This window comes from Halorubrum salipaludis (genome assembly GCF_002286985.1).
GTDB classification, from domain to species: domain Archaea; phylum Halobacteriota; class Halobacteria; order Halobacteriales; family Haloferacaceae; genus Halorubrum; species Halorubrum salipaludis.
Window position 1 is genome coordinate 75,018 of sequence record NZ_NSKC01000005.1, and the last position, 14,640, is coordinate 89,657.

Sequence of the window (14,640 nt, forward strand, 5' to 3'; positions counted from 1 at the left end):
CGCGGCGGACTCCGCCTCAGCGGTCGACCGACCGCGTCAGGGCGAACACGAACAGCGCCACGAGGAACGCGCCGAGGAAGCCCTGCACGGAGCTGAGCAGGCGGACGGCGAACGTCTCCGCGGGCGCCGGCCCGACGACGAACGTGATGAAGCTCTGGAAGCTGAACAGCAGCAGTTCGCTCGCAGAGTCCGCCGGGTCCCCGAGCGCGGCGTAGCCGCCAGCGAAGGCGACGACGACGGCGAGCGACGACAGCAGGGTCCAGCCCGGTCGCTCCCCGTATCCCGCCGTCGCGTCGAGAACGGCGTTCGCAATCCAGTCGTACGCGGCGACCGCCCGGTCGGTCCCGCGCGTCGACCGGAGGTCTGCGGCGTGGCCCGCACGGCGGTGGCGCATTTCGCGCCTGAAGAACTCCGCCGCCGCGGTCGCGTCCCCGACGGCGTTGGCGCCCGTCTTCGCCTGTTGGTACGTCGTCTCGAGCCGTCGGGGACCCGGGTCCGGCTCCGGGAGGTCGGCGGCCCCCTCGCAGTCGTGGAGGCGCCAGCCGGTCGCCTCGAGCGCCCCGTGGTAGGGGGCGAACCGGAAGCCGTCGAACTCGGTCCCGAGGAACCGGACCGCGGCGAGCGGACCGACCGGCCCGTCGTCCGCGTCGATCCGGATCCGACCGACTCGGGCGTCGGCGAGGTCGTACGTGACGGTCCCGTCGCCGGGATGGGCGATCGCCCCCTCGTCGATCGAGCCCCGGCGGAGGCTCACCGTCGGCCGGTCGTCCCCCGCCTCGGCGGGAGCGACGTCGCTCCGGAGACGACCGATCTCACTCTCGTCGAGTCGGATGTCGTCGCCGGCGCGAACGTCCTCGAAGCCGGCGAGGTGGTCGAAGCGAACCGACCTCGCGTCGAGGCCGCCGTCGAACCGCGCGCCGGTCGCGTCGACGGCGTCGCCGAACGTCGTCCGGCTCTCCGTCTCCGGGTCGTGGAATGCGACCGGTCCCCCGCAGGTCACCCACCGGAGGTCGACGCCCGACCGGCACTCCGCGCCGGCCAGCGACAGTCCCGCCCCGAACCGGGTGGCTTCGCCGCGCTCGCCGCCGTTACAGTCGACTTCGCCGGCGACGACCCCGCCGTCGAGCGCCACCGGCCCGTCGAACTCGCAGGCGACGATCGAGAGCGGGCCGCCGACCCGGACCCCGGTCGCGGAGAGGGGCGCGGTCGTCTCCGTCCGGTCGAGCGTCAGTCCCCGCGCCAGCTCGGCGCCGTCGAGACGCCCCCGACCAGACACCGTCGCGTCCGCGACGTACAGCCGCCCGTCGAAGACGGTCTCGCGGAAGTCGAACCCGGCCTCGAACGTCGCCCGCTCGAAGTCGACCGCGCCGTCGAACCGGGTCTCGGTGCTGTGCTGTTCGGGGTGGAACTGAACCGGCGCTCGGAACGTCGCGTACCGGAAGTCGGTCGGTCCCCTCACGGTGACCCCCTTGAACACGACCGGACCGTCGACGGTCATCCCGTGGTCGGCGCTCGCGTCGTTCCCGTTGAACCCGTCACCGAAGGCGCTCCCGGTGAACGCGAGCGCCCCGCCGACCGACGCGCCCATCGCCCGGACCTCGCCCGCGAACGTCGCGTCGGCCGCGAGGACGGAGCCGCCGACCGCCGCGCTGTTCAGCTCGGTCCGCTCGTCGACGCGAACCAGGTTCGCGCTCAGCGTGCCGTCGATCTCGGCGTCGCTGACCGCTAACCGACCGAGATCCGCCCGCGTGACGCTGAACGACCCGTCGATCGTCGCGAACGCGAAGTCGGCGACGCCGTCGACGGTCGCCTTCGCGAGGTCGACGCTCGCCGCGCGGAGGTCCTGACAGCGGAGGTCGCCGTAACACGTCAGTCCGCCCGCCTCGAAGCCGCCGTCGACGGTCGCACCGTCGAGCCGGAGATCGCTGCCGACGGTCGCGCCGCCGAGCGCGAGCTCCCCGACGCTCGCGTCCGCGAGATCGACGGCGTGAGACCGATCGGGAGCCAGAAGCGTCCCTTCGGGAAGCGCAAGCCGCTCGATCGTCGCCCCGTGGAAGCGTCGGCGGCGCGGGTCCGACTCCCCGGCCGCGACCGCCGCCTCGAACGCCGCGGCGACGCGCTCCGCGCTCGCGTCGCCCGCGGGCCGATGGAACACGCACCGCTCGCCGTCGTCGGTCGGGTGCGGACACTCCCAGCCGGCGGGGGCCGCGTCGGCGCTCTCGTGGACGTACGCGCACCGGCCCTCGGTCTCGCTCATGGCGATGGCAACGCGGAAGGGCCGAATAAGAATTCCCACCCGCGGCGGACGGGGCCGCCGTCAGCGAACGCGGTCGCCCGGGAGGCGACCGATCACGACACCTCGGAGAGCCGCCGCCGTACCGCGGTCACCGCCTCGACGGCGTCGATCCACTCCCGCGGATCCGTACACCAGATGCGGTCTCCCTCGACGCTGACGCAGAACACGGACTCGCTGGATGGCGCGAGGGTGACTCGGTCGACGTCTGAGCGGTCGCCGAGGTAGGAGTCGATCAGGCGTCGAGCGGTCTCCGCCTCCGACCGGAGGCGACTGCCGGCGGCGTACTCGATGGCGATCTCGGCCATACCTCCTCGTTAGATTCTACACGATTAATAACTACTGTATTCTGGCAGCGCTTGCGGGGTTTCAGACTGGAACTGCGCGCGTTCTCGGACCCCCTCACCGCCCGTCGTACACGACCTCGCCGTCGACGACCGTCATCGCGACGCCGATCTCGCGTATCGCCGACGGCTCCTCCCACGGCGAGGCGTCGAGGACGGCGAAGTCGGCGCGCTTGCCGGGTTCGACCGTGCCGAGCCGGTGCTCGTCGAAGCCCGCGTAGGCGGCGCCGCGGGTGTACGCGCGCAGGGCCTCGGTCACGGTGAGCCGCTGCGCCTCCACGGGGGCGTTGACGGCGTGGTGGACGCCGAGTACGGGGTCCATCGGCATCCCGTCGGAGCCGAACGCGAGGCGGACGCCCGCGTCGAGCATGTCGCGGTAGCGGTTCGTCGCGGCGGTGCGTTCGGCCCCGAGACGCGCCTCGTAGAGCCCGTCCTCGGCCGCCCACTTGAGGAAGTTTGGCTGGACGCTGGCGACGACGCCGGTCTCGGCGAGCCGCGCGATCGCCGCGTCGTCGGCGAGCTCGACGTGTTCGATCCGGTGGCGCGCCTCGCCGGGGTCGGTCTCGGCGGCCTCCTCGTAGGCGTCGAGGACGGCGTCGACCGCCTCGTCGCCGATGGCGTGGGCGGTGAACTGGTAGCCGGCCGCGGTCGCGTCCGCGACCGTCTCCGCCAGCTCGTCGGGGTCGACGACCCACTGGCCGGTCTCGTCGGGCGCGTCCGCGTACGGCTCGGAGAGCCGCGCGGTCCGCCCGCCGAGACTCCCGTCGGTGTACGACTTGATCGCGCCGGTCTCGACCCTGTCGCTCCCGGCGTTCGTCGGGAGGCCGACCTCCCGGAGCGCGTCGAGGTGGTCGCTCCAGTAGTTGATCCGGACGCGCGCGGTCAGCTCCCCGGCGGCGTCCAGATCGCGGTAGGCGCGCGGGGCGTGCGAGTTCCGGACCATGTCGTGAAAGCCCGTGATCCCCTTCGCGGCGCAGTCGTCGAGTGCGGCGGCGACCAGCTCCCGGGTCTCGACCGGACCGGGCTCGACCGCGTCGTAGATCGGGTCGATCGCGCTCTCTAAGAGGACGCCCGTGGGCTCGCCGGCGCCGTCGGTCGGCACCGTCTCGTCGGGGACGCTCGCCAGCTCGTCCGCGAACCGGTCGAGGACGACCCCGTTGACCGCGGCGACGTGCATGTCCTCGCGGAACGCCGCGACCGGGCGCTCCGTCGAGACGCGGTCGAGGTCCTCGCGGGTCAGGTAGCGGTCCTCGTCCCACGTCGACTCGTCGTAGCCGTAGCCGAGCACCCAGTCTGTCGGGGAGTCCGAACCGGTCGGGGAGCCCGAACCGGCTAGGGAGTCCAAATCGGGGGTGGAGCCTCCGACCTCGTCGGCCCGCCGCTCCAGCAGGTCGACCGCCTCGTCGGGCGAGCCGGCGGCGGAGAGGTCGACGTGGACGAGGGAACGCCCGACCGTCGTCAGGTGGGTGTGCGCGTCGACGAACCCGGGGAGGAGCACGCGCCCGTCGAGGTCGATAACCTCGGTGTCGACCCCTTCGAGGAACCGCACCTCGCGGCTCGGGCCGAGGCGGACGATCTCGCCGTCCCGCACGGCGACGGCCTCGTGGGTCTCGTCGGGGGTCGCGAGCGTGTGTATCTCCCCGTTCACGAACAGGCGATCCGCGGCGTCGGTCATGGGCGAGACCGGGTGTGGGAGCGTGGTAAGCGTTCGGGAAACGGCGACCGATTTATTCGGTGACGGGACGTATCCTCGGGTATGTACGACCGCATACTGCTCCCCACGGACGGTAGCGAGGGCGTCGACCGCGCGATCGACCACGCGATCGACGCCGCCGAGCGCTACGGCGCGACCCTCCACGTGCTGTTCGTCGTCGATACCGACGTGGTCAACGCCTACTCCGGCGACGAGTTCGTCGACGGCTCGGAGGGCGCCGAGGAGACCCTCGAAGAGCGCGGCCGCGAGGCGCTCGACGAGGTGGCCTCGCACGCGGCCGACGCCGGCGTCGACGCGGTGACCGAGCTGGTGTACGGCGTCCCCCACGAGGAGATCCTCGGCTACATCGACGACGCGGACATCGATCTCACGGTGATGGGATCGAAGACCCGGTCGGGCGACTACCGCCGGATGCTCGGGTCGGTCACCGAGCGCGTCTCGCGGCAGTCGACCGCGCCGGTGAGCATCGTGAAGACGACCGTCTCGGAGTGAGGTTCCGGGAAGTTCGGCGCGAACTGACAGTTCCGGCCGGATTCGCGTTCAATTCGGGAGACTCGAAGCACCCTTCAATCTCTCCGTATTTGTCTCATCACGACAATTTATAGTGGGATGACACTGTAGGGCGTCCATGCAAGGCTCTTCCGGGAGGCGGGACTGGCTCAGACTGAGCGCGCTCGGTATCGCCGGGCTCGGCGGCTGTCTAGGAGAGTTACGAGAGATCGGGGTGCCGTCGGACCCGTCGCCGACGACGGGCGAGGACGCGACCGACGAGTCGGAGGGGGACGCCGACGGGTCGAACGAGACCGCCGCGGAGGACGACGGCGCGGATCCGGAGACGCGGGAGATCTCCGGTCCGTCCTCGGTCGATCACGCCTTCGTCGATTCGCGGAACAGCATGGCGCAGCGGGAGGCGACCGCCCCCGAGTCGGCGCCGATCGTCGACTGGGACGCGGACGTCTCGGACCTGAACACGCGTATTTTCACGACGCCGGTCGCGGGCGAAGAGACGGTCGTCATCTCCCCGTTGACCGACGTGGTCGCGTACGCGCGAGAGACGGGCGAGGTTCGGTGGCGGCTCTCCGAATCGGCCGTTGACAGCTACCGGATCGTGGCGAGCGTCTTCCACCGCGACGGGAACGTGCTGTTCGCCGGCGTGAACGACCGGACGCGCGGTTGGGAGCTCGTCGCCGTCGACGCCGCGACGGGAACGGAATCGTGGACCGTCGAACTCCCGACCGAGGAGGCGGAAGACGTGAGGGCGATGATCGTCGCGGGGGATCGCGCGATCGCGGTGACGAGCAGCGACGACTCAGAGAGCCCGCGGACCGATCTCATCGCCGTCGATCTGTCGGGGCGATCGGTCAGCTGGACGGCGCAACTCGGTCGGTCCCGACTCAACCCCGAGGACCTCGCCGTCTCGGGCGAGACGCTCGTCGTGACGACCGACGAGGCCGCTGCGGACGTGGACAACGTCGTCGCGTTCGATCTCGCCGAGCGCGAGCGGCTGTGGTCGCGGCGGCTCCAGATCGGCGAGGCGATCCCCGTCGTCGGCGACGGCCGGCTGTATCTGCCGACCGACCGCCCGGCCGACGAGTCCGGGTTCGAAGGGATACGCTCGCTCTCGCTGGCCGACGGGTCCGAATCCTGGCGGTTCGAGTCCAGAACCCGCCGCGAACCGGCGTGACCGTCGACGGTGACCGGGTGTTCGCCGTCGGTGGGGGTTCGCTGTACGCGATCGACGCGTCGAGCGGGGAGGCGCTTTGGTCGTACGCTCCGGACGGGGATCCGCGGATCGCCGGTGGATCGAGCACCCTCCCGATCGCGACGCGGAACCACCTCCTGCTGGGGAGTAGATACGGTGACAACGGGCGTATCCGCGCCGTGGAGAAAGCGACGGGCGAACTGGCCTGGTCCGTGGAGCTGTCCGAGGAGACCGCGTACAGTCCGTTCGTCGTCGGCGACCACCTGTACGCGTTCGCGTTCGACCGGGCCGGCGACGACGGGACGCTGTACTCGCTCCACTGAGGGAACCGCTCAGATCGCGCCGAGCGACCGGACGAAGGGCACGCCGACCGCGTCGGTGACGCCCGCGAAGGGGAGCACCGCCAGCACCAGCACCGCCGACGCCCACGCGACGAACCCGATGATCGCCGCGTGGACCCACGAGGCCCCGTAGCGCGCCCGGATGACCCAGACCCACGCGAGGAGCGGGAGGAACTCGCCGATCAGCGGGACCCACGAGAGGAAGAACGCCGTGAGCCCCCAGACGATCGCGCCGACGAGCGCCGTGAACACGGCGTGGCCGTAGTCGCGCACGCCGGTGACGACCGCGGCGGCGATGAAGATCGCCAGCCCGCCCACGAGCAGGCTGACGACGAACGTGACCGCCGATCCGATGACACTCATGCTCGCCCGTTTCGCGGCGAGCCACTTGGTGGCGTCGCCGTCGCCGGCGTCGCGACGGCCTCCGGAGGGACCGCACCCGACGCTCAGAGCCGGTCCCGCACGTCGGTCGCGACCGCCGACAGCGCGGCCTCCGCGGCGCCGACGCGGTCGGCGAGGCTACAGAACCCGTGCGCCATCGCCGGGTAGTGGCGGTGTTCGACTGGGGTCCCCTCGCGCTCGAACCGCTCCGCGAGGGCGACCCCGTCGTCGCGGAGGGGGTCGAAGCCGGCGGTGACGACCGTCGCGGGCGGGAGGTCGCCCAGGTCGTCGGCCCGCAGCGGGACCGCGAACGGGTTGTACGCGTCGACCGGGCTCCGGAGGTAGCTGTCGAAGAACCACCGCATGTCCGCCCGGGTGAGGAGGGGGCCGTCGGCGTTCTCGCGGTACGAGTCGGTGCCGAAGTCGCGGCCCGCGATCGGGTACAGGAGGAACTGGCCGGCGATCTCCGGGGGTTCGGCCCCGGCGGGCTCGGCCCCCGACGGCCCGGCGCCGAACTCGCGGGCGTGCAGCGCCGCCGCGAGCGCGAGCGTCCCGCCGGCGCTGGTGCCGGAGACGCCCAGCCTGCCCGGGTCGCCGCCGAGCGCCGCCGCGTTGCGCGCGACCCACGCGACGGCCGCGGCCGCCTCGTCGACCGCCGCGGGGAAGGGGTGTTCGGGGGCGAGCCGGTAGTCGACGGAGACGACCACCGCGTCCGCGCGGGTCGCCAGTTCGCGACACGGGCCGTCGATCGAGTCGAGCGTGCCGAGGGTCCAGCCGCCGCCGTGGAAGTGGACGAGGGTGCGGGCGCCGGCGTCGGTTTCGGCGTCGATGTCGCCGGCGGTGTCGCCGTCGCCGGCGCGGTCGGTCGTTCCGCCGAGGGCCGCCTCCGGTCGATACACCCGCACCGGAACCTCGCCGTGCGGCCCGTCGAACGCGAGGTCCCGCACGTCGGCGACGGGCGGCTCGGGGTCGCCCGCGAAGACCTCGTCCTCGACGCGCCTCGCGGCGTCGACCGAGAGCGCGTGCCAGTCCGGGAGCCCGAGCGCCTCGATCTCGTCGACGACGGCGGCGATCTCGGGGTCGAGTTCGTCCGCGCGCATGGCGGACGGAGGCGGTGCCCCTTTGTAAGTCGGTCGGCAACGTCCGCCGATGGACGTCCGGCTGACCTACGAGGACGGGACGATCCGGGTCGCCGCCGGCGGAGGGACCCCCGCAGGGGACGCCCTCGAGTCGCTCCCGCCCCTCCCCGGCGTCGAGAGCGATCCGCGGTCGGGGACCGGACGAGCCCCCGCCTACCGCTACGCCGCGATCCGGCGGGCCCTGGAGGTCGCCGGGGTAAGCGTCGAGGACCGCGTGCTGGACGCGAGCGACCGCGCCGCCGAGGCGGTCGGGCTCGCCGACGGCCTCGCGACCGACTACGACCTCCGGGAGTACCAGCGCGAGGCGCTGGACGCGTGGCGCGACGCCGGCGACCGCGGCGTGCTCGAACTCCCGACCGGGGCCGGCAAGACCGTGATCGCGATCCGCGCGATGGTCGAGCTGGGCGTGCCGACGCTCGTCGTGGTCCCCACCGTCGACCTCCTCGAGCAGTGGCAGCGGGAGCTGGAGGCGGAGTTCGACGTCCCGATCGGTCGGTTCGGCGGGGGCGAGCAGCGCCGGGAAGCGATCACGGTGTCGACCTACGACTCGGCGTACCTGAAGGCGGAGGATGTCGGCGACGCCTTCGAGCTCGTCGTCTTCGACGAGGTCCACCACCTCGGCGGCGAGGGGTACCGCGACGTGGCGCGGCTGCTCGCGGCCCCCGCGCGGCTGGGCCTGACGGCGACCTTCGAGCGCCCAGACGGCGCCCACGAGACCGTCGCGGAGCTGATCGGCGACCGCGTGTACTCCCTCGACGCCGACGACCTGGCGGGCGACCACCTCGCGCCCTACGACATCCGGCGGATCGAGGTGGAGCTGACGCCCGACGAGCGGGAGCGCTACGACGAGAAGCAGGGCACCTTCGTCGAGTACGTCCGCGACGCGGGGATCACGTTCACCAGCGGGAGCGACTACCGGGAGCTCGTCAAGCGTTCCGGCAACGATCCGGCCGCCCGCGAGGCCCTCCTCGCGAAGCAGGACGCCCGCGAGATCATGATGAACGCGCGCCGGAAGATCGACCGGCTCGAATCGATCCTCGACCGCCACCGCGACGACCGGGTGATCGTGTTCACCGCCCACACCGACCTCGTCTACCGGCTCTCCGAGCGGTTCCTGCTCCCCGCGATCACCGCGGAGACGGGCGCGAGGGAGCGCCGCGAGATCCTGGAGCGCTTCCGCGAGGGGACGTACGGTCGGGTTGTCGCCGCCAACGTCCTCGACGAGGGCGTCGACGTGCCCGACGCGAACGTCGCGGTCGTGCTCTCGGGCTCGGGCAGCGAGCGCGAGTTCACTCAGCGGCTCGGCCGCGTGCTCCGTCCGAAGGAGGACGGCGGCCGAGCGATCCTCTACGAGGTCGTCAGCGCGGAGACCGCCGAGGAACGGGTGGCGAGCCGGCGGCGGTGAGCGCGATCAGCCGAGTTCGGACGTACACCCTCGGTGCGTCGAAACCCTTCAGAAGTGATAGTTCGTGATCTAGCGACGGTCGATGTGGGTCCCTCATGTGGTACCTGTTCAATTCATTCGGTTCGAAATTATCGAACCTACATCTCATCGGGTATTCATTTTCAGCCGTTGGGAATAATCGCGGTGTTTTGAACGGTACAACACGTACGCTCCACTGGAGGCAAACTATGTCCGTCTCAACCGTCGAGCGCGACATCTTCGGCGACTCGCTGGCGCCGATCGAACGACTCGTGTGCGGACTGATCGTTGCCGTCGGGGCGATCGGACACGCTGCGTTGGGGGCCGCGGCCGTGTTGCTCTTCTACGCAGTCGTCACGACCGCCCTGTGACGGCCGTGAACGGGCGACGAAACCTCAATGCGTCCGGTTTTACTTCCGGACGTATCACCGAGACGGGAAGAAACGGAGCCGCCGGCTGAGAAATGCGGCTCGGAGACGCGTCGGGTCCCGGCGGGTTCGTATCCAGGCGGGGCCGTGTCCGGACGGCTCAGTCGTCGCCGTCCATGTCGAGCGAGCGCTTCTCGCCGAGTTCCTCTTCGAGGCTCCCGCGCTCCCAGCTCCGGACCGCGTCGCCCTCGACCTCGGCGCGGAGCTTCTCTTCGAGGAGGTTCACGGCGACGCTGTTGGCCCCCTCCGGGATGATCACGTCGGCGTGTTTCTTCGAGGGCTCGATGAACTGCTCGTGCATCGGCTTCACGGTCGAGAGGTACTGATCGATGACGCCCTCCAGATCGCGGCCGCGGTCGATCACGTCCCGGCGGATCCGGCGCAGGATGCGCACGTCGGCGTCGGTCTCGACGAACAGCCGGAGGTCCATCATGTCGTTTATCTCCTCGTCGTACAGGGCCAGGATCCCTTCGAGCACGATCACATCCGTCGGTTCGACCTCGATGCGTTCCTCCTTCCGGTTGTGGATCTCGAAGTCGTACTGCGGCATCTGCACGGACTGCCCCTCTAACAGGGACTCGAGGTGCTCTCTGAGCAGCTCCCACTCGAACGCGGAGGGGTGGTCGTAGTTGACGGACTCGCGCTCCTCGAAGTCGAGGTGCGAGAGGTCCTCGTAGTAGTTGTCCAGCGGGATGCGGGTGACGCTGTCGCCGAGGTCGCGGGTGACGAGCCGGGAGACCGTCGTCTTCCCCGCGCCGGTCCCCCCCGCGATCCCGATCACGAACGAGGGAATGGTCATGCTCGCGACTCGGGCGCCGGAGGGTTTGAAGCCTCCTTTTCGTCGCCGTCGTCAGCGCGGATCGAGCGCTGATCGGTGGACTACGCGAGGAATACGTAAAACGATACCGGGGGCACCTTTTAGCCGTTCGCCGCGAAATCCCGTGCCATGCGAACAGACACCACGGTTCGCGACGTGATGCATCGCGAGTTCCTCGGCGTGAGCGAGTCGGACCCGCTGCGCGACGCGGCGGCGCTGTTGGTCGACGAGGGGACGAACTGCCTCGTCGTCCTCCGGGGCGGCGAGGCGGTCGGCCGGTTGGGGTGTCGCGACGCGCTCGGCGCGCTCCTCGACGCGGGGACCGAAGCCGGCGACGGCGGCGATCCCGGTCTCACGGTCGGCTCGGTCATGGGGCCGCCGCTCCCGACGGTATCGCCGGACGACGCGCTGGCGACCGTCGAGGAGCGGCTCGTCGCGGACGGGGTCGACCGCGTCGTCGCGGTCGAGGAGGGGGAGGCGGTCGGCGTCGTCACCGCGAGCGACGTGCTCGCCGCGGGCGCGCCCCGGACCGGTGAGGGCGCCCGCGACCCGCTCGCCGACGAGGGCGCGACGGGGAACCCGCGGCGCGGCGACGAGGCGATGATGGGATCGGACGGCGGCGTCGACCCCGCCGTGGAAGCGTCCTCGACGGACGCCTCCGGCTCTCCGACGCAGGGCGTCTGCGAGAGCTGCGGCGCGCTCGTGCCCGACCTCGTGAGCGCGAACGGACAGGCGGTGTGCCCGGAGTGCCGCGAGGTGTGACGCGATCCCGACCGATTTCTCGCCGGTAGGCTCAAACGCCCGGCGCGCTGAGGACCGAACGAATGGTCGACAGCGACAGCCCGCGCGTCACGCCCGCCACCGTCGACGACGTCGACCCGATAACCGACCTGTGGATCGCGCTCGCGGAGGGCCAGCGGGCGCACGGGTCGACGCTGCTCGCCGAGGGGAACCGAGCCGCGGTCCGCGAGTGGGTCGCGCGCTCGGTGGTCACCGGCGAGCTCTTCGTCGCGCGGGACGGCGGTGCCGACGGAGAACGCGGCGGGGCGGGCGACGACGACCCGATCGGCTTCGTCGGGTTCGCACTCGACCACGGCGGCTACGAGCGCGACCGGACCCGCGGAACGGTGAGCAACCTGTTCGTCGTCCCCGAGCGCCGCGGCGAGGGGATCGGGACCGACCTCTTGGACGCCGCCGAGCGGGCGCTCCGCGAGGCTGGCGCCGAGACCGTCGCGTTAGAGGCGCTCGCCGCGAACGACCGGGCCCGCGAGTTCTACGCGGACCGGGGGTACGAGACGCACCGCGTGGAGCTGACGAAGTCGCTCGCGGCTGGGGACGGGGCGGACGATGACGACGGCGACGACGCCAGCGACTGATCGCGACACGGCGCCGCCGCCGACACGGTCACCTTCGCGGAAAGCGACACGCACTCATAGGTGGGCCGAGTACGCCCGCCTGCGCCAGGGGAGCATGGGCGGTTCATGCACTCGACTTGTAATCGAGACTTCCGGGGTTCAAATCCCTGCCCTGGCTTCGGACGATACGTTCAATTTCCCCCCGTAAAGGGGTACTCGCACCTGATACTAGCAGTCTCAACCACCATAAAATGGGGTGTCGCGCGAGCCGTCTCCCGGCTGCGCGCGAGCAAGTTTACGGAGGTCGGTCGCTGTGACCGACTCGGACGACCTCTTCGGACAGCTCGACGAAGCCGAGGCGGTCACTGACGACCAGACCGACTCAATCCAATCGTCGGTCGAGCAAACGGAGACCGACGACCGTCGGGAGTGCGTCGACATCTCCACGGAGTCGACCGTATCCAAGGAGTCACGTCGACGAACCGGTATGTCCCGCTATGTAGCCCGGTGTCGCTTCTGTCGCTGTAAGTTCCAACAACATCGAATCGCGGCGAGACACGAAGGCAGGTGCGACGTAGAACCAGTCGCACAGTGTCGATATTGCGGCGAGACGCATACGCGGGCTGACGACCTGGAACTTCATCTCAAGACTTGTGAGGCTTACGAGCGCGCCGAGAAACGTCTTGACGAGGAGAGTGAGGCGGAAACGGGCGATGGTGACAGGACTACCGAGACAGCTAGCTTTGGCGACGATGATGACCACTTCTCACGGCGCTTCATCGACCCGCAGCCCCACGAGTTCCACGGGTACCTCAAATGGGACTGCGAGGATCTAGATAATCCCCTTCGGTCGTACTTCGGGCTCCGGTCCCTCCAGGGGGAACACGACTTTGAGCAGCACGGACGACTCCGTACGACGGCCGAGATCGACGGGAGCGAGTGGAATGTCGAGTTCGGGTTCAAGTCCTGCGGGCTCGCGCCGCGGGACGCTGCAAACTTCCAGCTCGAAGAGGTAAGAGAATATCTCGTCTACGTCTACCCGAAAGGCTACGAGTCGTGGGGAGACGCAAAATCAGAGGCGCGAAAACGGGCGTATTTCCGCATCTCTCCTCGATGGCCGGATATCGAGACCAAAGACGGTGTCCCGTCGATGTCCAACCCGTGCGACTTGGAGGGGTACGACGTGGAGGTCGAAGGGTCATACTGGGACTTCGAGCAGTATCCTTCGGTCTTACAGCAGTCGCTTAATGCCCTCAAAACGCGCCAGGGGTTCCGGTTCAACAGTCCGACACCCATCTATCCGGAGGACTTCACGACAGATCGGATCCACACTTCGTCGAACATCGTCGACGCAGAGCTATATGTTCGAGTGCTCCGCGGAGAGACCGGTGAGGCGATCGCTCACGACGGAACACTCCAACAGATCTCTATGCTACTCGCCGGTGACCGAGAGGGGTACGCGAAGTCGGTCCGTGACGATCGGGAGTGTCCGGGCCACTACCATACTGCCACCGTCGGCCCTCGCCGTGCTGGTGAGATGATCGGTAGTCACGAGCTGGCGAAAGAGTTCAAGCACTACCACATGCGGAACCCCGACGCCGTCGAGGGTACGCCACTCGAAAATCCAAAAATTGGCGTCTCTTTCCAGAACTCGATCCACGACGAGACGTTGTACTGGGACGACCTCGACACCCTTGTCACAGAACTCGATGAGGCGCTGTTAAACGTCCTCAACTGGTCGAACATTCCGACCCGGCCGGACGGGCAGATGTACGTCGAAGACGACTACTTTGAGGTATCGGGATCCCGTCGGTGGCGGAAGATTCTCCCTGACCGGCTACCTCGGATTGAGGTTAAGCAGGACGATCAGATATTCGCGACGGCGGCGCAGATGAACGATACGGACACGGAACTCGTTGAGACGCTGCTCACGGACGGTGGAGAGACGTCGCCGAAGGAGTTGGCTCATTCCATCGGCGTTCATTTGGACACTGTCTATCGCGCTCTCAAGCGCCTCTCGCCGCTCGTGGATCATACCTACGGCGAGGTTCAATTGGGGTCGAAGTACATCGCTCAGGAGCTCACGGGCTACATCGATTCGGTGTCGGACAGCATCAAGTCCGGACTGGAAAACGCCCTCGACGGGCTCACCCGAGCAGAAGCTCACGGCGGGGACGATGACCCCTGGAATCGCTGGCTCGACCGGTACGGTGGGGAGATCAGTCGAACAGAGGGCGCTGAGCCCGACGAACTCGACATCGGGTTCCAGCCCGCGAGCCTCGAAGAGGCCCGTCGGCTGCTTCGAAGCGGTGCGACCCAGTGGTCGAAGGTGACAGAGGAAGAGCTCCGACAGTTCGCGTTCGAGTTCGATCCGAAGATCACTCTCACCGACGGCCAAGTGTATGCGCCTCGCCGCTTTGCTGACGCGTTAGGAACTCCCGGCTAGCGCGGCGACTCGTGAGAGGCATCACTATCGATCGAAGCTTTTAGCGGCTGTTTTTGCTTGTTATTTGCCCCGATCTCCCGGACTTTCGAGTGTGTCGAGTATCGCAGGCACTAGATGGACTTAATCCGAAGTCGCAACTTCGAGGTGGGGTACCCAACTCTCAGTTACGTGTGTGGCTAAGGAGCCACACTGGGAAACCACTGCCTCGCTTCGCTCGGCAGATTCCAGCAGAAATACAGGGGGTCGGCGCGCCTGAC

Annotated in this window: 14 protein-coding genes and 1 tRNA gene; 9 read left to right on the forward strand and 6 right to left on the reverse strand. The window is 69.2% G+C overall.

The window, feature by feature from the left end:
• Positions 1 to 16: 16 nt before the first annotated feature.
• From CK500_RS10210 to CK500_RS10220, 3 genes are all read right to left on the reverse strand, one after another.
• Positions 17 to 2,257, reverse strand: a complete 2,241-nt coding sequence (locus CK500_RS10210) for a pentapeptide repeat-containing protein (protein ID WP_095637135.1) — start codon at positions 2,255 to 2,257, stop codon at positions 17 to 19.
• A gap of 92 nt (positions 2,258 to 2,349) precedes the next feature.
• Positions 2,350 to 2,601 carry a SelT/SelW/SelH family protein gene (locus CK500_RS10215; protein WP_095637136.1) on the reverse strand — a complete coding sequence of 84 codons (252 nt, stop codon included), beginning with the start codon at positions 2,599 to 2,601 and terminating at the stop codon, positions 2,350 to 2,352.
• Between the two features lie 94 nt (positions 2,602 to 2,695).
• A complete protein-coding gene (locus CK500_RS10220) occupies positions 2,696 to 4,312 on the reverse strand; it encodes an amidohydrolase (RefSeq protein WP_095637137.1) in 1,617 nt (538 codons plus the stop codon).
• Positions 4,313 to 4,393: 81 nt separating this feature from the next.
• Between CK500_RS10220 and CK500_RS10225 the strand changes: the two genes are divergently transcribed.
• From CK500_RS10225 to CK500_RS17225, 3 genes are all read left to right on the forward strand, one after another.
• A complete protein-coding gene (locus CK500_RS10225; RefSeq protein ID WP_095637138.1) occupies positions 4,394 to 4,843 on the forward strand; it encodes a universal stress protein in 450 nt (149 codons plus the stop codon).
• 136 nt (positions 4,844 to 4,979) lie between these two features.
• Positions 4,980 to 6,035, forward strand: coding sequence for an outer membrane protein assembly factor BamB family protein (locus tag CK500_RS17220; protein WP_158224041.1), 1,056 nt, complete (start codon positions 4,980 to 4,982; stop codon positions 6,033 to 6,035).
• The gene (locus CK500_RS17225; RefSeq protein ID WP_158224042.1) at positions 6,032 to 6,376 is read left to right on the forward strand and encodes an outer membrane protein assembly factor BamB family protein; all 345 of its coding nucleotides are present in this window, start codon (positions 6,032 to 6,034) and stop codon (positions 6,374 to 6,376) included. The genes CK500_RS17220 and CK500_RS17225 overlap by 4 nt, the downstream gene beginning before the upstream one ends.
• A 9-nt stretch (positions 6,377 to 6,385) precedes the next feature.
• Here the strand turns inward: CK500_RS17225 and CK500_RS10235 are convergent, their stop codons facing one another.
• On the reverse strand, positions 6,386 to 6,757 hold the full coding sequence (locus CK500_RS10235) for a hypothetical protein (RefSeq protein ID WP_095637139.1): 372 nt from the start codon (positions 6,755 to 6,757) through the stop codon (positions 6,386 to 6,388).
• An 83-nt stretch (positions 6,758 to 6,840) separates the two neighbouring features.
• Positions 6,841 to 7,875: an alpha/beta hydrolase gene (locus CK500_RS10240; RefSeq protein WP_095637140.1), complete on the reverse strand. Its 1,035-nt coding sequence runs from the start codon at positions 7,873 to 7,875 to the stop codon at positions 6,841 to 6,843.
• A 49-nt stretch (positions 7,876 to 7,924) separates the two neighbouring features.
• Between CK500_RS10240 and CK500_RS10245 the strand changes: the two genes are divergently transcribed.
• Positions 7,925 to 9,319 (forward strand): DEAD/DEAH box helicase family protein, encoded by a 1,395-nt coding sequence (locus tag CK500_RS10245; RefSeq protein WP_095637141.1) that lies wholly within the window; start codon positions 7,925 to 7,927, stop codon positions 9,317 to 9,319.
• Between the two features lie 227 nt (positions 9,320 to 9,546).
• Entirely contained in the window at positions 9,547 to 9,708 is a 162-nt protein-coding gene (locus CK500_RS17395; protein WP_198951546.1) for a hypothetical protein, read from the forward strand.
• Positions 9,709 to 9,865: 157 nt separating this feature from the next.
• Here CK500_RS17395 and udk read toward each other — a convergent pair whose 3' ends face one another.
• The gene (udk, locus tag CK500_RS10250) at positions 9,866 to 10,564 is read right to left on the reverse strand and encodes a uridine kinase (RefSeq protein ID WP_095637142.1); all 699 of its coding nucleotides are present in this window, start codon (positions 10,562 to 10,564) and stop codon (positions 9,866 to 9,868) included.
• Positions 10,565 to 10,711: 147 nt separating this feature from the next.
• Between udk and CK500_RS10255 the strand changes: the two genes are divergently transcribed.
• The 4 genes from CK500_RS10255 to CK500_RS10270 all read left to right on the forward strand — a co-directional run bounded on the left by CK500_RS10255 (position 10,712) and on the right by CK500_RS10270 (position 14,383).
• Positions 10,712 to 11,344 carry a CBS domain-containing protein gene (locus tag CK500_RS10255; protein WP_095637143.1) on the forward strand — a complete coding sequence of 211 codons (633 nt, stop codon included), beginning with the start codon at positions 10,712 to 10,714 and terminating at the stop codon, positions 11,342 to 11,344.
• Positions 11,345 to 11,406: 62 nt separating this feature from the next.
• A complete protein-coding gene (locus tag CK500_RS10260; RefSeq protein WP_095637144.1) occupies positions 11,407 to 11,958 on the forward strand; it encodes a GNAT family N-acetyltransferase in 552 nt (183 codons plus the stop codon).
• An 83-nt stretch (positions 11,959 to 12,041) separates the two neighbouring features.
• Positions 12,042 to 12,115: transfer RNA gene (locus tag CK500_RS10265), tRNA-Thr, on the forward strand.
• A gap of 135 nt (positions 12,116 to 12,250) precedes the next feature.
• Complete coding sequence (locus CK500_RS10270; RefSeq protein ID WP_095637145.1) at positions 12,251 to 14,383, forward strand: DUF7845 domain-containing protein; 2,133 nt, start codon at positions 12,251 to 12,253, stop codon at positions 14,381 to 14,383.
• Positions 14,384 to 14,640: the final 257 nt, after the last annotated feature.